Source organism: Amycolatopsis mongoliensis (assembly GCF_030285665.1).
GTDB lineage: Bacteria > Actinomycetota > Actinomycetes > Mycobacteriales > Pseudonocardiaceae > Amycolatopsis > Amycolatopsis mongoliensis.
Genome location: NZ_CP127295.1, coordinates 2,401,727 through 2,422,346, shown reverse-complemented (window position 1 = coordinate 2,422,346; position 20,620 = coordinate 2,401,727). Strand labels below are relative to the sequence as shown.

Sequence of the window (20,620 nt, the reverse complement as noted above, 5' to 3'; positions counted from 1 at the left end):
TATCCTTGATCTCGTGTTCGCTATCGCGCTGGTTCCGGTCGTGCTGGGTCTGCTCGTCGGCTTTGGTGGGTTCCTCGGTTTCCGCGAGCGCTTGACGCGCGAAGGCGGTACCGGCGTGCGCACGCAGGCCGCGCTGCGCAGCGAAGAGGCGTTCAAGCTGGCCAACCGCGTCGCGGGGCTGCCGACCATGGCCGGCGGCGCGATCTCCGTGCTCACCGGGCTGGCCGGGCTCGCGATGCCGACGACCGGCGGCCTGATCTCCGCCGCGCTCGCCGGCGTCCTGGCGATGCTCCTGCTGGTCATGGGTGGTGGGGTGCTCGGCAACCGGGCCGCGCTGACCGTGCCCGCGCCGGCTCCGGCCGCGCCCGCGGGCTGCAGCGGCTGCGCGTGCGGCGCCGGCGGCTGCGGGGTCTTCAAGAAGGAAGAGGCCTAGTTCCGCTGGAGGTCGCCCGGGTGGGTGGCCAGCAGGGCCAGGGGGATGCCCTGGCGGCGCAGCACCTGGCTCCACAGGTCGCCGCTCGGTGAGGCCAGGATGTCGCTCGGGAGAGCGGGCACGATGACCCAGTCGTCGCGCTCGATCTCGCCGGCCAGCTGACCGGAGTCCCAGCCCGCATACCCGGCGAAGACGCGCACGCCGCGGACCTTCGGCACCAGCGCCTCGGGATCGGTGTCCAGGTCGACCAGCGCGACCGGGCCCCGGACCGCGATCACGCCCGGCACGCTCGCCGCCGTCTCGCCGGTGCGCAGCGCGGCCAGGCACAACGCCGTCTTCTTCTCGACCGGCCCGCCGACGAAGACCGCCTGCGGCTCGGCGACGTGGCCACCCCAGTTGGGCAGCACGTCGTGCACGGCGACATCGCTCGGCCGGTTCAGGACGACGCCGAGCGTGCCCTCCTCGCGATGATCGATGACGAACACCACGGTCCGGCGGAAATTGGGGTCGACCATGGTGGGGGCGGCGACCAGGAGCGTTCCCGGCTCAACCTCGGCGTCCGCTGGCACGCGACCCATGATCTCACCTCTGGCCCGGCGAATTACTTCGGCTCGGGAACAATCGCCCCACCCGCCTCGTTTGAAACACTGGTCGGCGCACTCCGTGTCCCCCGGGCTCACTGAAGAACCGCCTTTGTGGAATACCGTCCGGCAGGAGCCACACTGCGCATAGCCGCCGAGAGGCGACCTCAGTGCGCCGGCCACCCACTACTCTGGTTCCGTGACGACCAGCGCCGGTGTGGCGACGCGAAAAGGCCCCCGGGAACTGCTCAAGAACCCGGACTTCCGTCGCCTGCTCTTCACCCGCTTCGCCGCCAGCTGGGGTGACGGCGTCTTCCGCGCCGGCCTCGCCGGCGCCGTGCTGTTCAACCCCGAACGCGCCGCCGATCCGCTGGCCATCGCCGGCGGGTTCGCCGCGCTGCTGCTGCCGTACTCGGTCGTCGGGCCGTTCGCCGGCGCCCTGCTGGACCGCTGGGACCGGCGCAAAGTCCTCATCTTCGCGAACCTCCTGCGCGGCTTGGCGATCGTCTGCGCGGCCGCCGCCGTCGGCTTCGGGTTCGGTGGCATCGGCCTGTTTTCGCTGGCACTGGCCGCGGAAGGGATCTCCCGCTTCATCGGCTCCGGGCTTTCGGCGTCGCTGCCGCACGTCGTCGAAGAAGAGAGCGTCGTGACGGCGAACGCCTTCGCCACGACGCTCGGCTCGGTGGTCGCCGTCATCGGCGGCGGCTGCGCGATCGGGCTGCGGGCGCTGTTCGGCAGCAACGACGTCGGCTCGGCCGAGACCACGGCGTTCGCGGTGCTCGGCACCCTCGTCTCGGCGTTCATCGCCCGCGGTTTCGCGCGCGGTGTGCTCGGGCCGTCGGTGGTCGACGAGCCGCCGAACCCGGTGCTGGCCGTCGCACGCGGACTGGCCGACGGCGCGAAGCACGCGTGGCGCGCGCCGAGCGTCACGGCCGGTTTCGTCGCGTTGTTCGCGCACCGGGCGTCGTTCGGGGTGTCGCTGCTGGTCACCGTGCTGATGATGCGGAACTACTTCACCGACCACGGGATCTTCCGCGCCGGCCTGCCCGGGCTCGGCCAGATGGCCGCGCTCGCCGGGACCGGGCTGCTGATCGCCGGGCTGCTGACCGCGCGGCTGATCCGCGTCTTCGGCCGGCTCCGCTCGGTGCTGGGCGCGCTGCTGCTCGCCGCGATCGCGCAGTCCGCGCTGGGCCTGCCGATGGTGCTGCCGCTGGCGCTGCTCGCTTCGTTCCTCATCACCGGGGCCGGGCAGGTGCTCAAGCTCTGCGTCGACTCGTCGATCCAGCTCGACGTCGCCGACGAAGCCCGCGGCCGGGTGTTCGCGCTGTACGACACGCTCTTCAACATCACGCAGGTGGCGGCGGTTTCGCTGGGTGCGCTGGTCGTCCCGGACGACGGGCGTGCGCCGGGCCTGCTCATCGCCGCGACCGTCTGCTACCTGGTCGGCGGAGCCGGGTACTTGCTGGCGCGACGCCGCGCGATTCGCTGAGGCAAACACCCGAACCGGTCACGGTCACTGCTCCATTGGCATTAGGGTGACGGGAAGTCATTAGTAGGTTCGAGGGACACCGGGGGCACCTGTGACCACCGCGGGCGACGACCGTGCACGGCTCGAAGCACGCAATGCCGCGATGAAGGACCAGATGGACACCCTCCTGGAAAACTTCGAGCGGCAGACCGCGCAGCTGCGTGACGCCCAGACCGCGGCCGCGGAAACCACCGCTCAGGTGAGTTCTGCCGACGGGCTGGTCCGCGCCACGATCGACGCCGGTGGCACCCTCGCGAAGCTCGAGTTCGCGCCGAACGCGTTCGAACGCACGACCCCCGCACAGCTCGCGAACACCGTCCAGACGGTGGTGCGTCAGGGATCGCTGCAGGTCAAGCAGAAGATCGCGGACCTCATGGCGCCGATCACCGAGGGACTGCCCGACCTCGCGGACCTCGTCGAGGGCGCGCCGTCGCTGGCCGGGCTGGTGCCGCCGATCCCCGAGTTCGTCGAAGAAGAAGCACCGGCGCCGCGGCCCGAGTCGTTCGAAGACACCGGGTCGATCCTGCGCAACGAGCAGGTCCCGCCGCCGCCGATGCCCGCGCCCAAGCCGGCGCCGAAGCGCGTCCGCCCGCCTCGCGACGAGGACGAGGAGCCGCCGTCGTCCTGGATGACGAGGGGCGACTGATGCCCGGAGGGGGCTCCGGGTTCACCGCGGAACCCGACGCCGTCCTGCGCGCGTCGAACGGCCTGACCACGGCGGCGGACGGGCTGGACAGCGCGCTGAAGACGTTGCGGGGCGCCCTCGACGCGCAAGGCGAGTGCTGGGGCGGCGACGACTCCGGCAAGGAGTTCGCGAAGGACTACGTGCCCGGTGCGCAGGGCGCCGTCGAAGGCTTCGCCAACCTCGTGCAGGGGTTGCGCGGGATGCAGCAGAACGTCGCCAAGTCGATGAAGGCGCTGTCGGGCGCCGACGAAGACGTGACTTCGCAGCTCGGCAAGGGGCAATGACCCGTGGGTATGGAGATGCCCGACGCGGTCAAGTGGCTGCTGCCGATCGTCGTCGGGGAAAGCTGGCCGGAGGGCGACGAGACCAAGCTGCGCGCGCTGCGCGACGCGTGGCACACGGCGTCTTCGGCGATCGCCCCGGCATCGGAGGCGGGTAACCAGGCGGCGTCCGGCATCCGCGACAACTGGACCGGCGACGGCGCCGACGCGTTCGTGGAGCAGTGGAAGAAGTTCGTCGAGGGCGACGAGGCGTACTTCAAGCAGCTGGCCGACGCGACGAAGGCCCTCGGGGATTCGTGCGACCAGACGGCGCTGGACGTCGAGTACACGAAGTACATGATCATCATTTCGCTGATCGTGCTGGCGGCCCAGATCGCGGCGATGATCGCGGCGGCGGCGGTGACGTTCGGCGGCTCGACGGCAGGTATCGCGCCGGCCCAGGTCGCGACGCGGATGACCGTGCAGATGCTGTTCCGGCAGCTGCTCGAGAAGCTGGCGCAGCAGGGGTTCAAGCAGGTCGCGAAGGAGCTGCTGGAGAAGCTGCTCAAGCAGGGCCTCAAGAAGATCGGCATGGAGGTCCTCAAGAACGAGGCCATCAACCTGGGGATGGACGCCGGCATCCAGGGCCTGCAGATGGCCAAGGGCGACCGCCAGAGCTGGGACTGGTCGAAGACCTCGGACGCGGCGATCTCGGGCGCGGTCGGCGGAGTCGTCGGCGCGGCTTCGGGGTCGATCGGGCGCGGGGCGACCGAGGGGCTTTCGCATTCTGCCGGTGGTCAGGTGGCGGACGCGGCCATGCGGGCTGGGGCTCGTGGGGCGGTCGAGGGGGTCGCGCAGACCGTCGGGCAGGCTGCGGTCACCGGGGATTTGGGGTCTCTGACGCCCGAGCAGTTGCTGACCGGGGCTTCCAGCGGGGCGGTGGGAGGTGCCGTCGGGGGCACCAAGGAGCAGATGCATTCGGTTCACGAGGCGAACATTCCTCGGGAGCCGGGTGCTGGGGATTCCGGTGGGTCGGGCGAGTCTCGGTCCGGGGGCGACTCGGATGAGGAACCGAGGTCGTCTTCGGAGCCTGAGTCGCGGAGTGAGCCCGAGTCGCAGGGCGAGGAGCCGCGGCGGGAGCCGTCGTCGGAGCCCGAGTCGCGCGGTGAGGAACCCTCGCGAGAGCCGTCGTCGGAGCCCGAGTCGCGCGGGGAGGAGCCGCGACGCGAGGCATCCGAGCCGGAGTCTCGGGGCGAAGAACCGTCGCCCCGGCCGGAGTCGCGCGGCGAGGAACCCGCGCGGGGACCGTCGTCCGAGCCGGATGCCGGCCGCGAACCCGAGCAGCGCGCGGACGGTGCGCCTGGTCAGCAGCCGGAACGCCAGTCGGTCGAGCCACGGCACCCGGTGGACGAGCCCCAGCAGTCCGACGGCCCGCGCCCGAGCGCCGACCACGTCCAGCAAGCAGAACGTCCGCAGCACCAGCCCGAGGTCAGGGCGGCGGCCGACGGTCCAGCACCCCAGCAGCAGGCCGAAGCGAGGGCCGCGGAGAGTCCGGCACCTCAGCACCAAGCGCCGGCGCCAAGCCAGCCGGTGGGCGGATCCGCGCCTTCGACGGGTGGGATGCCGGCGTCACCGGTCCCGTCGCACGGCGCGACGCCGAGTTCGGCGGGCGCACCGTCGAACGGCGGCTACGGCATGGCCCCACCGGGATCGGTCCCGGAACCGGGCCACCAGACGGGCGGACGCCCCCAGGACAACGTGGGAGCGGCCGGTTTCACGGGCGGCTCGAACCAGCCCTTCGCGGCTGATGGGGGGACGGCGCCGTTCCAGAACGGGCCGTCGCCGCAGCAGGCGCCGTCCCAGGGCGGATTCACGCCACCCCCACCGGGCGGAATGCCGGGCGGTGGCGGTCCGGGACGTACCGGCGGCCCAGGTCCGCGCCCAGGCGGACCGGCACCGATGCCTCCGCGCGGCGGTCAGCCACCGCACGAGCAGCCGCACCGGATGCCGCCACAGGACCCACGCCGGATGCCGCCCGGCGGTCAGCCGCCGAGTGCGCGGCCGCCGCAGGGCGGGAAACCTCAGCACGGCCAGCCGCAGCACGGTGCCCAATCGCTGCCGGGTGGCCAGCCGAACGGGATGCAGCCGCCGCAGGGCGGACAACCGCACCAGGGTGGGCAACCGCCTCGCGGTGGGCAGCCGCAAGGTGGACTGGCGCCATGGGGTGGGCAGCCGCCCCACAGCGGGCAGCCGCAAGGTGGCTGGCCGATGCACGGTGGGCAGGCGCAAGGCGGGCAGTTGCCACCCGGTGGGTGGCCGCAGGGCAATCAGCCATCGCCCGGGGGGCAGCCGCAAGGCGGCCAGCCGCCGCACGGTGGGCAAGCGCACGGTCAGCCGCAGGGTGGCCAGGTCTCGCAGAGCGGGCAGCCGCACGGTGGGCAAGCGCAGGGCGGGCAGCCGCTTCACGGTGGGCAGCGGCCGCCGGGGGGTCAGGTTCCGTTGGGTGGGCCTTCCTCTCACGGTGGGCAGCCGCCGCAGGGTGGGCTGCCTCCGAACGATCCGCGGCGGATGCCGTCGCGGCCATCGGCAGGACCGCAGGGTGGCCCGCAGCATCCGGGGATGCCCGGTGGGCAGCGTCCCGCGGGGTATCCGAACCAGCCGCGTGGGCCGCAGGGGCCGGGTCCGCATCCGGGCGGACGGCCGCCGCTGCCGCCGACTGGCCGGTCACCGATGCCGCCGCACGATCCGCGGCTGGGGCCGCCGCGTCCGATGGGGCCGCCGCAGGTTCCGCCGCCGTGGTTCGGCCCGGCGCAGGAGCACCTTCCCCGCGGTCCGCAGGGTCCCTTCGACCAGCACCGACCCGCCACGAGGCCGGTGGAGCCGAACGGGCCCGTGGCCGAGCACGCCCCGGTTCAGGAGCGGCCGGTCGAGCACCAGGTGCCCGCCGTGGAGCGGCCGGGTGCGCAGGAGCCGACGGCCGCCGAGCAGCCGGGCGACCAGAACGCGGCCGCAACGCAACAGCCGGCCGCCGCTGAGCAGCCGGGTGCGCACGAGCCGACCGCCGCCGAGCAGCGAAATGGGCAAGAGCCGACCGCTGCAGAGCGGCCGGCCGCGCAGGAGGCGCCCGCCGCCGAACGGCCTGCTGAACACGCACTTCCGCAGGAACGGCCGGCAGAACAGCCGAACGGCTCCGAGCAACCCGCTGGGCACGATCGCCCGCTCGACGGGCAGCAGCACGAACCGGCCGAGCAGGCGCCGGCAGCGGAACAGCCTCCCGATGCAGAGCAAGCCGACGGCCCGCCGCACGCCGAAGACGCCGAGCAGCACGCGACCGAGCAGGATCACCCAGACGATCAAGAACCCGGCCAGCTCCCCGACGAGCCCTACCTCGCCGATCCCGGGTTCCGGACCCAGGACCCCGCCGGTATCGCGCGGATCGAGGACACCTTCATGGACTCCGGGCGGCAAAGCCCGGAGACCGGCGAGTGGCGCCACGAACAGGTCCTCCGCGAGGCGCTCGCCAAGCGGGACGAGTTCCACCCCGGCATGTCCGACGACGGTGCCTTCGCGGTGCACGCCTACACGCGGCACGAGATGGTCGGGCCGCTCAACCGGGCCCTCCGGCTCGGGGGGCCTGAACTCGTCGACCTCGCTCCGCAGGCCGGGGCGCTCGTCTCCGGGCTCAACGAGATGCCTCCGCACGTGGGCACCGTCTCGAGGCGGGTCGACTTCCAGCGGGACCCCTCGCGGCTCCAGGCCTTCCTCGGGCGCTTCCACGAAGGCGCGCACATCACCGAGCCCTCCTTCCTCAGCTCGTCGAAGGTCGACGCGGAGCATCCGCGCAGCACCTTCGCCGGTGAGGTCGAGATGCGGATCGAGTCCAGGACCGGCCGCGACGTCGAGTCGATGGCCAGCATCGGGCGCGAGCGCGAGGTGCTCTTCAAGGCCGGGTCGCAGTTCGAGGTCACCAGGGTCGAAATGGGCCCCGGGCACCCCGAGCACCCCGACTTCGAGAACCGCCCGGGTGCCCGGGACCAGCCGCAGTGGATCGTGCACGCCGAAGAGATCGCGCCGGGGGATCCGCGGTATCGCAGGGACACCCTGGACGCGATCGAGGAGCGCCGGGCCGCCGAACGTGCCGACGAAGAGCGCTTCGAGCGCGAACAGGCCGAAAAGGACGCTCAGCTCTACGCCGAGTACCCCCACCTCAAGCCGACCGGCGACCTGTTCAAGCTGCTCGGTGGCGACGACCCCGCGGATGCGCCGCCACCGCCCGAGCGGCACGTGCCGGCCACCAGGGAGCCCGACGGTGGCTGGTCCCGGCTCGCCGAACCCCTGACGCCGGGTGGCCCGCCCGTGCTCCACGCCGGGTCCGTCGAGTCCCCGCAGCAGCACGCGCGGCTCGTCCGCGACGCCGTTCCCGAGCTCGGTGCGGTCAACACCCGCAACCACTACGGCCCGGATGCCCTCGAGAACGGCTTCCGGACCAACGCCGCCGAGTCGATGACCGCCTTCGACCGGCGCATGAACGGCGAGGACGTCGTTGCCGGGCCCGCCCGCGGTGAGCGCCTCGACGGGCCGTGGAGCAGCCGGGGGAGCTTCGACGACGTCGCGCGTGATCTCGGCGAACGTCCCGTCGGCGCGCGGTCCGCCGTCGCTTTCGAGCACGCCGGCGGGGAGCGGCTGGTCGCCGCCGTGCACACCGAGCACGGGGTGCTGTTCGCCGATCCCGTCACCGGGCGGCTCGCCGAGCTGCCGCACGACGCCACCGGAATCCGCGAACTGCCCCTCGGGCAGCACGAAACCCCGACCATCACCGACCGGCTCAGCCCCGCGCCCGAACGGCTGCCGCACGACGAGGGCTACCTCTTCGACGACGACCACCGCGGGACCCCGGCCGACCACGAGAGCATCCGCCGCGCGGTCGGCGACGAGCGCATCTACCAGGACATCCACGACCGCGCGCTCGCCCGCCGGGACGCCGCCGGCCTGCCCCTGACCGACGACGGCGCCGTCGCGGTCCACGGCTACACCCGTGGCGAGTACGCCTACGACGTCAACGAGGCCCTGCGCCGCGGCCCCGGCCACCCCGGCTTCGACCTCGCGCAGGCGAACGCCCGCGCCATCACCGACGGCCTCAACCAGGTCCCGCGCACGTCCGGCGAAACCATCCGCGCCTTCGACGTCAGCGGCGACCCGCGGCTGGCCGAGCTCGTCGCCGGGCCGTACAACCCCGGTGACGTGGTCGTCGAGCCCTCCTTCTCCAGCGCGTCCATCAAGACCAGCGAGTTCTCCACCAGCAAGTTCGGCGACGACGTCGAGCTGCACGTCCGGTCGGACAACCTCCGCGACATCTCGAAGCTCGCCGAGAACCCGTCCGAGCGCGAGTCGCTGTCGCCGCCCGGCACCCAGCTGCTGGTGCACGAGCGACGGCTGGAGATCACGCCCGAAGGCCGCCGGAAGTGGGTCATCGAGGCCGAGGAGATCGGCCCCGGCCACCCGCGCTACCTCGACCCCGAGGCCGCGCAGCAGAAGATGGCCGAGCGCCGCGCCGAGAACGACCACAACGCGGCCGAGTTCGAACGGCGCAGGCAGGCCGCGCTGATGGAACGCCTCGGCGGCTTCGGCGAGCCGGAGCAGCTCCACCAGCCGGAGCACCCGAAGGTCAGCGACGTCCTCGACGGCACGGCCGAAGCCCCGCACGTCCCCGAGGCGTTGCCGGACTACTCGCATCTGGCACGCGCGACGAACCCGCCGGCCGAGCCGGCCATCCACGCCGGCGCCGCGACGCCGGCCGAGCGCGCGGCCTACGTCCAGGACCGGCACCCGCACCTGCGCGAGGTCAACCCGGGCTTCCACCAGCCCGGCGCGCTGGAGAACGGGTACATGTCCAACTGCACGCGCGGGCCCGAGGCGTACATGGACCGGCTGCGCGGCGGGGACATGACGGCCGAGCCGATCCTCTTCCACGAGATGGGCACCCGCGGCACGCTCGAGCACATCGAGGGCCGGTTCGGCGAGACGTTCTCCGAGCGCGGCAGCTACGACGACGTCATCCGCGAAATGCGCGACCAGCCGCTCGACCACCACGCCGTGGTCGCGGTGAAGTACGAGGGCCCGAACGGCGTCGAGTACGGGCACGTCGCGATGGTCGTGCACACCCGCGACGGCGTCGCGTTCATCGACCCGCAGTCCGGCGACCTCATGCACCTGCCGCAGCCGCCGAAGGGCATCAAGCTGATGCACGTCGGCACGCCGGACGAGGCGCACATCCAGCCCGAGCACGCCGGGACGGCCGAGCACGGCGGCTACGGCAGCACCCCGCAGCAGTCCCGGCTCGACGATCTCCTCGCCCAGCCGCGGGTCGCCGAAGCGCTCGCCGGCGCCACCACGGACCTCGTCGTCAAGGACCACGAAGGGAACCCGCAGAACCTCGGCCCGGTCGGCGAGTTCGTCCGGACGCGGCTGGCCGAGCACCCGGAGCTGGTGGACCTCCTGCACGACCCGGCCAACGAGTTCCTGACGCGGTCGCTGCTGCGCAAGCCGGAGACGATCGCCAGCCTGCTGGTGCACGACGAGGCCATCCCGATCCTGGCCGACGCCGTGCACGAGGTGCACCACCCGGACCCGGACGCCGAACCGGTGGGCCCGGACGCCGAGCCGACCCCGCTCACCCCGGACCAGGCCGAGACGTCCCACGAGGTGATCGACCAGGCGGAAGGGCACCCCCAGGAGCACCGCCGGCAGGCCGCGTTCGACCTCAGCAAGGCCGGGGACGAGCCCTACACGCGGGAGTACCTCGCCGAGCGCTACGCGGAAGCGGCGCGGGCCGACGCCAAGCTGAAGGAGATCCTGCCGCCGCTGGCGGGGGAAACGGGTGGCCACGCCGGGTTCCGGCCCGGACCGAAGTCCGAGGGCCGCGCCATGGACAAGATCAACACCAACTACGACGGCGACGCGTCGCGGCTCGTCGACCTCGCGGGCGCGATGATCCAGTTCGAACGCGTGCAGGACGCCTACGCCGCGTTGGCGCGGATCGCGGAGCACCCGGACCTGGAGATCGTCGACTTCGACGATCGTTTCGCGAACCCTGCTCCGGCCGGCTACCGCGACCTGCAGATGAGCGTGCGCATCGACGGGCACGTTGCCGAGCTGCGCCTCCACCTCAAGGCGCTGGACGATGTCTCGGCGTACGAGCACTCGCTCTACGAGGTCCGCCGCGACCTGAAGGCGCTCGCGAAGGCCGAGGGCCGGACCTACACCGACGAAGAACGAGCCCTGATCGACGGGCTGATCAAGCGCGAACGAGAGTTGTTCTGGGACGCGCTGCAGGGGAGTCTCTAGATGGTCCAGACGCCGTCCTACTTCGAGTACTACGCCCACCCCTACGTCGTCGAGAGCACGCCGGACGGCGGCCTGACCGGTCGCATCCTGAACTGGAAGACCGGAGCGTTCGAGGAAAAACCGGAGCACGTCACCGACGTGCTCTTCGACCACAGCCCGGAGATCCGGAGGCTCGACCGCGACCGGTTCATCCGCCGGACCGAAGAGGAGCGCAAGAACTACCTCCGCGGTGACGGGCCGATCTTCGCGCTCTACCAGACGATCGACGCGATCTGGGCCGCCACGGAAGAGGAGAACCGCAAGATCACCAAGGAAGAGCGTGCGCTGATCGATTCGCTGTACCGGCGCACCTTCAAGATGTGGGAGGACGAGTTCGCCCGCCGCGACGCCGGCGAAGCCCCGACCTTCACCTTCACCTCGGTGTTCGAGCGATGATTCACGTGGAACATCGACTTTCGCCCGAAGAGCAGCGCACTGTCCTGGTGCAGCTGGGAAAGCTCGTCCGCGAGCTCCGGACCGACGCCGCCGGGCCCGCCGCCGTCGACTTCCGGCAGGTCGGGACGCACACCGAGCTCCAAGGCCACAACGTGACGACGTCCGACGTCATCGCCGGGCTGTTCACCGAGCTGCGCAAGGGGATGTACGCCGAGGACCGCGGCACCTGGCTGCAGGCGCGGTTCACCCTCGCCCCGGACGGCACCTTCGACTTCGACTTCGCGCTCGACGACGATCCGGTGTGGACGGACGACCCGCCGTCGGCCGCCTACCCGGAGGAGCTCGCCGCGTTCCCGCGGGCCGACGAGCACATCCCCGACTGGTGGCGGCTGCGCGCTCAGCTGCCGCTCGGCGTGGTGTTCCGGCACGCCGAGGTCGGTGACCCGGACGTCGAGCGGCCGCCGCTGACCGACACCGAGGTGCCGCTCGTGCTGCAGTACCTCGAGCGGGAAGCCGTCGTCCACGAAGACGGCGACGAGCGCTTCCACACCGACGGCGCCTGGATCTGGCCGTCGTCGGTGGCCGACCAGCTGGCGGAGAAGGGCGTCCCGCCCGAGCCGGACCTGGTCGCGCACATCCGCCGCCACCACTACCAGCCGCCGTACGTCGAGCCGCTGGTGCGCCGGACCGCCGAGGCCGACCTGCTGGGCGAGCCGCGGCCGAAGCCGAGCCGCGCCGACGTGAAGAAGACGAACGGGGACGTCGCCGCCGAGCTGGAGACCACGCCGGACCCGAAGCTCGGCGACGAGGAGCTGCTGATCGTCCTGGTCCAGCGGCTCGGCGAGCACGGCGTCTGGCCGGAGGCGTACCGCGTCGGCGGGCGGGCCGACGGGACGTGGTGCCTCAACTTCACTCCCGAAGGCTGGGAAGTCGCCGCCTACGCCGGCGGCGAACCCCGCGAGCCGAAGTACTTCGAGCGGCTCGAAGACGCCGCCCAGCAGCTGCTCGGGGCGTTGCTGCTGCACCCGGCCCGGATGACCGCCGGGCACGAAACCCCGCTGGAAACCGCCAAGGAACTCGACGACTGGCCGGTCCACCCGGCTCCGGGTGAGCCTCCCCTCACCCTGCTCCGCAACAAGCGCATCACCCGGCTGGTGGCAGGTACGGTCGTTCTGCGCTTCGGCGAGGAACCCGGCAACCTCGTCCACCACGGGGAGGTACGGTTCGCCACGACGTCGCTGCCACTCGAACGAGAGCGGGAACGGCGGAGCTACCGGCTCAGACGCCCTCTGCACGTGATCACCGGCATCACGGTTCCGTGGGCGAACCTGCCGGGTGGCGCGGTGGCCTTCGTGCTGCCGAAGACGATCGCCGAGCACGAGTCCGACGGAAGCCTGGAGAGGATCGAGTAGGTGGAAGCGGCGGAAGCGATTGCCAAGGTCGGCCAGTGGCTGCGTGCGGTGCACGGCCCGGACGTCTCCGGTCCCGCCGGGCTCCGGGTGGACACCGAGAAGGTGCTGCGCATCCCCGAGGGCTGGTCGGTGCCCTACAACACCATCGCCTTCCTCGACGAGGGCCGGCCGGAGAAGGAGATCTTCCCGCCGCCGTCGGTCGTCGTCCGCGAGCCCGACGGCGAGCTGCGGCAGGCGCACCCGCACCCCGGCGGGCTGTCCGTGCCGGTGGCGTTCCCCGGCCAGGAGAACTGGCGCGAGGTCGTCGACCCCGAGTACGTCAAGGCCGGGCTCGGCGAGCTGGGCGTGCCGCTGCAGGCCGTCGCGGGCTGGGTGAAGGTCGACGCCGAAGGCAACCAGACCGGCGAAGAGCGCGAGAACCCCGAGTACAAGGCGGGGCCGATCCGCCGCGGCTACCCGAAGCCGGAAAACACCCTCGAGACGCTGCTGTCGTTCGCCAGCGTCGGCTGGCTGACCCGGGAGCTGCTGCTCATCGGGCTGATCCGGTGCGAGGTGTTCGTCCCGCTCGACCTGGAGACCGGCAAGACCGACCGGTTCTACTTCGCCGAGGAGCGCAACGAGCTCAAGGTGTTCAGCTCGACCCGGCACCTGCCCTCGCGCGAGCACGGCTGGTGGAAGGTCGACGTCGCCACGCTGGCCGAGTTCGAGCACCCGCCGAACCTGGTGATCAACGGCGGTCCGACGACCATCGAGGACGTCTCCAGCGGCGAGCTCGCCGGGATCGTCCAGCGCTTCCCGCGGCACGAGCCGCGCATCGACGTGCACGGCCGCTGTCCGGAGGCCGAGGAGGACCTGATCCGCGTCGCGGCCGACACGGCGTCGCGGATGGGCCTGCCGGATCCGGTCAAGCCGCCGCTCGCCGCGGCCGAGAAGGCCCGCCGGCGCGGGTACGAGCTGACCGCCGAGGAATGCGCGAAGACCGTGCTCGGCGAGTCGTGGCTCAAGCGGATGCAGATGCCGGAGCCGCCGCGCAGCAAGCCCAACGACCTGCGCGCGAACGGCCTGGCGCCGACGTACGACAACGCCGGCCGCGCGACGCCGCGGCTCGACACCTTCGGCAAGTACTTCGAGCGGGACCTCGACGGCTTCCGCTACGGCTGGCAGCGCGTAACGGGCGCGTACATCGGCTTCGCCCTCGGCGAAGCACTCGGCGCCGCGGTCGACCGGATGCCGCTCCACGACATCCACGCGAAGTTCGGCATCGAGGGCGTCACCGACCTCGTGCCGGCGTTCGACCAGCCGGGCCGGATCGGTTCGCTGACGCAGCGGCTGCTGTTCTACACCGAGGCCGCCATCCGCAGCCCGCACCGCGAGCAGCCGGAGTCCCGCGAGGCCGAGCAGCTCTTCCCCGGTGTCGTCCGCGGGGCGCTGCAGCGCTGGCTGCGGACGCAGGGCGCGCCGATGGAGAACGCGGACGGCTGGCTCGTGCAGGTCGCGGACCTGCACGCCCGCCGCGACGCCGACGACGCCGAGCTGAACTCCTACCACCAGCTCGCGACCGAAGCGGGCGGTGCGCCGCCGATGACCGGCCCCGCCGCGCTGATCCCGGCGCTGCCCGCCGCGCTGACCATGGCCGGTCCCGGGAGCGGGCTGAGCGGCGGTGCGCGCCAGGCGGTGCGCGACCTGGCCGGCGTCACCCACCCGACCGAGCCCGACCTGGCCGCCGCGACCTACCTGACCTGGCTGTTCGAGCACGCGCTGACCAAGGAGGCGTTCAGCTTCCCGATCTGGAACCTCAGCCGCGAGGTGCTCAACCCGGACAACCAGTTCCAGCAGGGTCCGGAGTGGACGGCGATCAAGGACATGGTCGCCGAGTCGGTGCCGTTCTTCGGCGAGCACGGGCTGCCCGACCTGCGGATGCCCGAGCTGATCGGCGACGGCAAGACGACGCTCTCGGTCCTCGGGCGCGCCTTCGCCGCGTTGTCCGGCTTCGAGAACTACCCGGAGCAGGCGCTGCTGCGCGCGGTCAACCACTCCGGCCGCAGCGCGCTCACCGGTGCGATCACCGGCGCCCTGCTCGGCGCGCGCACCGGCATCCCCGGGCTGCCGCAGAAGTGGGTCGACCAGCTGGAGCTGCGCTACCTGGTCGAGAACGTGGCTTCGGACGCCTACTGGCACTTCGACCGGCACTCGGCGCTGAGCGCGCTCGGCGACGAGTGGATCGAGCGGTACCCGCGGCATTAGCGCGAGGATGGGGAGAATGACAGAGGAGGAAGCCATCGACGACGGCTTCGTCGAGTGGCGTCCGGACGTCGACCCGGAGTTCGACGAAAAGGCGTTCCCGGACTTCGGCATCCCGGTGCGCGCCATCCGCGGCTGGACGCAGTACACGCTGTACGGGGAGGCGACGGGCCCGCGCCGCGGCAACGAGCAGTACACCCCCGGCCCGGTCTGGCGCGGCTTCCCGGTGGCGACGACCGACGCCGGGAAACTCCTGAACTACCTCGGCGCGAACTGGATCAGCCGCGCCGAGTTCGTGCGGGCGCTGCTCGACTGCGAAGTGCTCGTGCCCGTGCCGGACGGCGAGCCGCTGGTGCGCCAAGTCCCCGGCAACGGGCAGGAAGTCATCGCCTACAGCTCGTCGGCGAAGGTGCCGGGGCGGTACCCGCACCGGTGGCGCGTGGTCGTCCGCGATCTGCTGGCCGGCCGGCCCGGGACGGGCTTGACCCTGGACCCCGGCACCGGGCTGGTCCGCAGCCTGACCGCCGCCGAGCTGGGTGACGTCGCCCCCGGCGAGCGGCGGCCCGGGATCGACGAGCCCGCGCCGGAAGCCGGGCCGGAGGTCGCCGAGGCGCTGCCCGCGCTGGTCGCGGAGTTCGGCGTCGAGCCGCCCGACCTGCTCGAACGGCACCTGCGCTACGCCGTCGACCACGCCCGCGACCACCACTTCGAGCTCTCGCCCGAGGACTGCGTCCGGTACCTGCGCGGGTTCGCCTGGCAGTACCGCAACGGCGTCCGGCGGCGGGCCGGCCAGGACCCGCAGTGGCCCGCCGACCTGGGGGCGAACGGCCTGATCGCGCACGTCGACGAGGACGCCCGCCCGCGGCCGGTGCCGTGGACGTTCGGGAAGTTCTCCGCCTTCGGCACGCTGGCCGCGCGCTTCGCGTGGCACCGCATCGTCGGCGCGTACGTCGGCTTCGCGATCGGCGACGCGCTGGGCGGGGGCGCCGACCCCGCCGGTCCGCTGCCGCTGGGCGGGCTGACGCGCCACCTGCTGTTCCACACCGACATCGTGCTGCGCGGCCTGCCGCCGGTGCCGACCGGCGAGGTGCCGGCGACGCTGCCCGAGCCGGACCCGGTCGGCTGGCTGGCCGTCGCGACGCGGCACGCGGGTCCCGCGCCCGCCGACCTCTCGACGCTGCTGGCCACGGCCTTGGCCGCGACGCCGGCCGGGGCGGTCGCCATCGACGCCATCGACGGCGTCGACGGCGAGCAGTACGCGAAGGACGTCGCCCGCGCGCTGACCGGCGACGAGGCCGGCGCGGAGGTCACCGAAGGCGTCGACCTGTTGATCGCGCTCTTCCAGGCCCTGCTCACCCGCGACGCCTTCGCGCTGCCGGTCCACCTGCGGCTGCGGGAGATCGGCGGCGAGCCGGCGACCTCGACGCTGGCGTTGCGCGAAGACCGCGACGCCGACGACGTCTGCCAACTGGAGAGCATCGGCGACGGCCGGAGCGTCCGGTCGGTGCTCGGCCGCGCGCTGTTCGCCGCGGCCAAGCGCGGCCACGACCCGGCAACAGCGATCACGCTCGCCGCGCGGGCCGGCCCGGTCGCGGGCGCGATCGCCGGGGCGCTGGTCGGCGCCCGGCTCGGCGTGCCCGGCCTGCCCGCCGCCTGGGTCGCGGCGCTGGCCGACCTCGGCCTGCTCGACGACGTCGCCAGCGACGTCTTCTGGTACTTCAACCGCAACGGCCTCCAGACGGAGACCGCGGAACACCCGCGCTGGGAACGCCGATATCCCAGTGGCCGCTTCACCCCGAAACCGAAGGGACCCGACTTGCGCTCACGACTGCGGGGGAGCCTGCTGGCCGGGGCGATCGGCGACGCACTGGGCGCGAAGACCGAGTTCGACTCGATCGACCGGATCCGCGAGATCGCCGGACCGGCCGGCATCACCGACTTCATCCCCGCGTACGGCGGCGTCGGCCGGATCACCGACGACACGCAGATGACGCTGTTCACGCTCGAAGCGCTGATCCGGGCACACGCCCAGCAGCGGCGGACCGGCTCCGCGGACGTCGTGCACTCCCTGCAGCTGGCCTACCAGCGCTGGCTGCACACTCAGGGCGTCGCGTGGGACCGGGCGCGCGGGCCGCAGTCGGACGTCGAAGCGCCGGACGGCTGGCTGGTCACCCACCAGGAGCTGTTCAGCAGGCGCGCACCGGGGCTGACCTGCTTCGGCGAGCTGGAGGCGTACGGCCGCTCGGGCGTCCGCGGCACGATCGAACGCCCGGTGAACAACTCGAAGGGCTGCGGCGGCGTGATGCGCGCGGCGCCGATCGCGCTGTGGTCCGACGACCTCGCCGAGGTGTTCCGGCTCGGCGCCGAAAGCGCGGCGCTGACCCACGGTCACCCGAGCGGGTATTTGTCCTCGGGCTGCTTCGCGGTGCTCGTCCACGGGCTGCTGCACGGGAAACCGCTGCTCGACGCCCTCGCGGCCGCGCGGGACGAGCTCGTGCAGCACCCGGGTCACGAAGAGCAGAGCGCGGCGCTCGACGCGGCTCTGGCGCTGGCGGGGCAAGGACCGCCGACGCCGGAGAAGCTGGAGTCGCTCGGCCAGGGCAACGTCGGCGAGACCGCGTTGTCGATGTCCGTGTACGTCGCGCTGACCACTACCGACGCCGACACGGCGTTGCTCGCGGCGGTCAACCACAGCGGGGACAGCGACTCGACCGGCTCGGTCTGCGGCAACCTCGTCGGCGCGATGTACGGCGAGGAAGCCCTGCGGCAGAGCTGGCTGGAGCAGCTGGAGCTCCGCGATGTCATCGTCGGCCTGGCGGACGACGCGCTCACCGAGTTCGGCCCGGATGCGCCGGGTGACGACCGGTGGTTCGCTCGGTACCCGGTCGACTAAGTTTCTGGGGTCACTGGGGTCAGGGGAGGACAAAACGTGCGTTACCGGGTAGAGGTGGCCGAACGCCCGGACGGCCTGTACGCGGCGTGGGGCGAGGGGACGTTCCGCGCGCAACGTTCGACGACGGACGGCACCGTGCTGCTGTCCGTGCTGCCGGAGGAAGAGCCGCCGGAGGGCTTCGACAAGGAGTTCGAAGGCCGTCCGGCGCGGGTCGTGCCGGCGAGCGAGGTGCCGGCGACGTTCACGCTGCGCACCTTCGGCGAGTACGACGGCGAAGTCTTCGAGGTCGCGCCGGGCGCGCGACCGGAGCTGACCCTGCGCTGGGTCCGGGACGACGCCGCGCGCGCGGCGCAGCTGGGCCTGACCGACTTCTCGGTCACGGTGCCGGCGAAGCAGGTCACGGCGCTGTGGCAGACGCGGCTGGACTTCACCGAGACGCCGGAGGCACGGCCGCAGCCGGGTACCGGCGACCAGAACGCGCTCCTGCGCGCCATCGGCCGGACGCTGCTGCACACGGTGCCCGGCGGCTGGGCCCGCGTCGGCGCGCAGTTCCGGCAGGTCGGCGACTACTCCGAGATCGAGGTCCGCGCGGTCGGCGACGAGGACGGCCCGGTGTCGGTCTCGCTGCCCGCCGTGCCCCGGCTGGGCGGGCTCTTCGCGCGGCTGCGGGCCGCGATGTTCCAGCCCGAGGCAGGCACCTGGTTCCAGGGCACCTTCACGCTCGACTCGGCGTCGCAGTTCGACTTCGACTTCGACGCCGACCGCGAGCCGGACTGGCGGGTGCCGCCCAACGAGGGCGGGCGCCCCTCGACCGCCGCCTACGAGCTGGAGCTGGCGAACTTCCCGCGGGCGCCGAAGCACGTGCCGGCGTGGCTGACCGCGAAGGCCGGCCTGCCGCTGGACATCACGTTCCGGCTCGCCAGGGCCGCCGACGCGCACGCCGAGGGCGAGCGGCCGGTGGTCACCCGGCCGCCGGTGCCGCCGGACCAGGTCCGCGGCGTGCTCGACTACCTGTTCCGGGCGCCGGTCGCGCTGCACCGGCCCGCGCCGCTGCCGGACATCTTCGGCGCGCCGGGCGCGAAGCCGGACGTGCCCAACGCCTTCCACACCGACGGCACCTGGATCTGGCCCGCCGCCGTGCCGCACTACCTGCGCAAGTACGGGGTGCCGCCGGAGCCGGAGCTGGTCGAGCACATCCGGGCGGCCGGGTTCCGCCCGCCGTTCGTCGGCGACCTCGTCCGCGCGACGGCGGAGGCGGAGGTCCTCGGCCAGCCGCGGCCGCCGCAGACGACCGCCGACCTGCCGGACGAGCGGGCGCTCGTCCGGGTCGCGCGCGGCGAAGAGGTGCGCGACCTGCGGGGCGCGGAGACGCTGGAGCTGCTCCAGCAGCGGCTCGCCGAGCACGGCGTGCCGGCCGCGGCCTACCGGATCGGCGCCAAGGAGATCCCGGCCGACGGCGTCTGGACGCTGCGGCGGGCCGAGAACGGCTGGGAGGTCTCGCGGCCGCCGGCCGACGAGCCGGTGGCGTTCGGCTCGCTCGCGGACGCGGCCCGGTTCCTCCTCGGCGTGCTGCTGATGCTGCCGCCGCGGCCCGCGGAGGAGTCCGATCAGCCCGCCGACTGGCCGATCCTGCCGATGCGCGGCGAACCGCCGTTGAACTTCTACCGCGGCAAGCGCCTGATCGTGCTCGCGCCGGGCACGACGGTCGTCCGGTTCGGCCCCGAGACGGGCAACCTGGTGCACGCGGAGGGCTCGCGGTTCGTCGAGACGTCGCTGGCGTTCGAACGCGAACGCGAGAAGCGGCTCTACCGGGTGCAGCGCGCGCTGCGGGTGTTGACCGGCGTGACGGCGCCGTGGAACGGGATGCCGGGCGGCGCGGTCGCCTACCTGCTGCCGCGGCCGCTCGCTCAGCACCTCGAGACGGGTTCGGTCAGCCGGGTGTGATCAAGACGCGGTGATCAGGACGGCGGGCGACCACCAGTAGTCGGCGAGCGGCTCGACGCCGACGTCGGTGAAGCCCGCCGTCTTCAGCTGCGCGACCCAGTCCGCGGCCGGGTGCTCCCAGTTCGTCCGCTCCTGCCCGTCGACGATCCCGAGCAGCACCGGCAGCAGGAAGCCCTGCGCGACGAGCGAAGCGTCTTCGCCGTACTCGGCGACTCCCTGCTCGTAGCGCTCGACGAGCGAGCGAAGGTGCTCCGGCGAGCCTTCGGCGTATTCCGGGACGTCGAACTCGGCGATCACCAGCGTCCCGGTACGCAGCTGAAGCGTGCGAAGCACCTCCGCGCGCTGCTCCGGCTCGATCGACTGCAGCGCGAACGTCGACTGGACGAAGTCCCAGCCGAGGTCGTCGCGCGCGAGGAAGTCCTGCGCGGTCGACTGCCAGCACTGGGCCGACGGCACCCGTTCGTGGACGCCCTCGAGCAGCGCGGCCGACGGTTCGACCAGATCGATCCGGCCGGGCAGGTGCGTGGCCTGCTCCAGCGCGGGCACGACGGCCAGGCCGTCACCGCAGCCCAGGTCGAGCAGGGATTCCGGCTTCGCTTCGTCGTAGCGGGCGGCGAGGGCGGCGCTCAGCGCCCGGTACAGCCCGACGTTGCCGCCACCGCGGATGAACGCCGTGAAGGCGCTCGGCTGGTCGTACACCGACGCCGAGCCGTCGCCGGCGAGGTAGGTGTGCAGTTCGCCGGCCAGCGAGGAGCCGGCGCGGCCGGCCCGGGCGGCGAGGTCGGCGGCCTGGTCGCGGTCACCGTCCCGGTAGGCGGCGAGGGCGTCGGCGAGCAGCTCGGTCGAGGTCATGCTCAGGGGATA

12 protein-coding genes are annotated in these 20,620 nt (G+C 72.7%); 10 read left to right on the top strand and 2 right to left on the bottom strand.

The window, feature by feature from the left end:
- Nucleotides 1-13: 13 nt before the first annotated feature.
- Nucleotides 14-433 (top strand): SdpI family protein, encoded by a 420-nt coding sequence (locus tag QRX60_RS11715; protein WP_286000795.1) that lies wholly within the window; start codon nt 14-16, stop codon nt 431-433.
- Here QRX60_RS11715 and QRX60_RS11710 read toward each other — a convergent pair.
- Nucleotides 430-1,011, bottom strand: a complete 582-nt coding sequence (locus tag QRX60_RS11710) for a YqgE/AlgH family protein (RefSeq protein ID WP_286000794.1) — start codon at nt 1,009-1,011, stop codon at nt 430-432. The genes QRX60_RS11715 and QRX60_RS11710 overlap by 4 nt on opposite strands.
- A 202-nt stretch (nt 1,012-1,213) precedes the next feature.
- Here QRX60_RS11710 and QRX60_RS11705 point away from each other — a divergent pair, with 202 nt between their 5' ends.
- The 9 genes from QRX60_RS11705 (at nt 1,214) to QRX60_RS11665 (ending at nt 19,756) form a co-directional block, all read left to right on the top strand.
- Complete coding sequence (locus tag QRX60_RS11705; RefSeq protein ID WP_286000793.1) at nt 1,214-2,503, top strand: MFS transporter; 1,290 nt, start codon at nt 1,214-1,216, stop codon at nt 2,501-2,503.
- A 142-nt stretch (nt 2,504-2,645) separates the two neighbouring features.
- Complete coding sequence (locus QRX60_RS11700; protein WP_286000792.1) at nt 2,646-3,188, top strand: YbaB/EbfC family nucleoid-associated protein; 543 nt, start codon at nt 2,646-2,648, stop codon at nt 3,186-3,188.
- Nucleotides 3,188-3,511, top strand: coding sequence for a WXG100 family type VII secretion target (locus QRX60_RS11695; RefSeq protein ID WP_286000791.1), 324 nt, complete (start codon nt 3,188-3,190; stop codon nt 3,509-3,511). The genes QRX60_RS11700 and QRX60_RS11695 overlap by 1 nt, the downstream gene beginning before the upstream one ends.
- Nucleotides 3,512-3,520: 9 nt before the next feature.
- Nucleotides 3,521-10,831 (top strand): WXG100-like domain-containing protein, encoded by a 7,311-nt coding sequence (locus tag QRX60_RS11690; protein WP_286000790.1) that lies wholly within the window; start codon nt 3,521-3,523, stop codon nt 10,829-10,831.
- The gene (locus QRX60_RS11685; protein ID WP_286000789.1) at nt 10,832-11,266 is read left to right on the top strand and encodes a hypothetical protein; all 435 of its coding nucleotides are present in this window, start codon (nt 10,832-10,834) and stop codon (nt 11,264-11,266) included.
- Complete coding sequence (locus QRX60_RS11680; protein ID WP_286000788.1) at nt 11,263-12,678, top strand: TNT domain-containing protein; 1,416 nt, start codon at nt 11,263-11,265, stop codon at nt 12,676-12,678. The genes QRX60_RS11685 and QRX60_RS11680 overlap by 4 nt, the downstream gene beginning before the upstream one ends.
- Nucleotides 12,679-14,922, top strand: a complete 2,244-nt coding sequence (locus tag QRX60_RS11675) for an ADP-ribosylglycohydrolase family protein (protein ID WP_286000787.1) — start codon at nt 12,679-12,681, stop codon at nt 14,920-14,922.
- A gap of 16 nt (nt 14,923-14,938) precedes the next feature.
- On the top strand, nt 14,939-17,812 hold the full coding sequence (locus QRX60_RS11670; protein WP_286000786.1) for an ADP-ribosylglycohydrolase family protein: 2,874 nt from the start codon (nt 14,939-14,941) through the stop codon (nt 17,810-17,812).
- A gap of 36 nt (nt 17,813-17,848) precedes the next feature.
- Nucleotides 17,849-19,756 carry a TNT domain-containing protein gene (locus tag QRX60_RS11665; protein ID WP_286000785.1) on the top strand — a complete coding sequence of 636 codons (1,908 nt, stop codon included), beginning with the start codon at nt 17,849-17,851 and terminating at the stop codon, nt 19,754-19,756.
- Here QRX60_RS11665 and QRX60_RS11660 read toward each other — a convergent pair whose 3' ends face one another.
- Nucleotides 19,757-20,608 carry a class I SAM-dependent methyltransferase gene (locus tag QRX60_RS11660; protein WP_286000784.1) on the bottom strand — a complete coding sequence of 284 codons (852 nt, stop codon included), beginning with the start codon at nt 20,606-20,608 and terminating at the stop codon, nt 19,757-19,759.
- Nucleotides 20,609-20,620: the final 12 nt, after the last annotated feature.

What these genes read in the sequence shown, in the direction of transcription:
- QRX60_RS11710 (WP_286000794.1), bottom strand. Translation starts at nt 1,011, where the DNA reads ATGGGTCGCGTGCCAGCGGACGCCGAGGTTGAGCCGGGAACGCTCCTG.
- QRX60_RS11700 (WP_286000792.1), top strand. Translation starts at nt 2,646, where the DNA reads ATGAAGGACCAGATGGACACCCTCCTGGAAAACTTCGAGCGGCAGACC.
- QRX60_RS11695 (WP_286000791.1), top strand. Translation starts at nt 3,188, where the DNA reads ATGCCCGGAGGGGGCTCCGGGTTCACCGCGGAACCCGACGCCGTCCTG.
- QRX60_RS11690 (WP_286000790.1), top strand. Translation starts at nt 3,521, where the DNA reads ATGGAGATGCCCGACGCGGTCAAGTGGCTGCTGCCGATCGTCGTCGGG.
- QRX60_RS11685 (WP_286000789.1), top strand. Translation starts at nt 10,832, where the DNA reads ATGGTCCAGACGCCGTCCTACTTCGAGTACTACGCCCACCCCTACGTC.
- QRX60_RS11680 (WP_286000788.1), top strand. Translation starts at nt 11,263, where the DNA reads ATGATTCACGTGGAACATCGACTTTCGCCCGAAGAGCAGCGCACTGTC.
- QRX60_RS11670 (WP_286000786.1), top strand. Translation starts at nt 14,939, where the DNA reads ATGACAGAGGAGGAAGCCATCGACGACGGCTTCGTCGAGTGGCGTCCG.
- QRX60_RS11660 (WP_286000784.1), bottom strand. Translation starts at nt 20,608, where the DNA reads ATGACCTCGACCGAGCTGCTCGCCGACGCCCTCGCCGCCTACCGGGAC.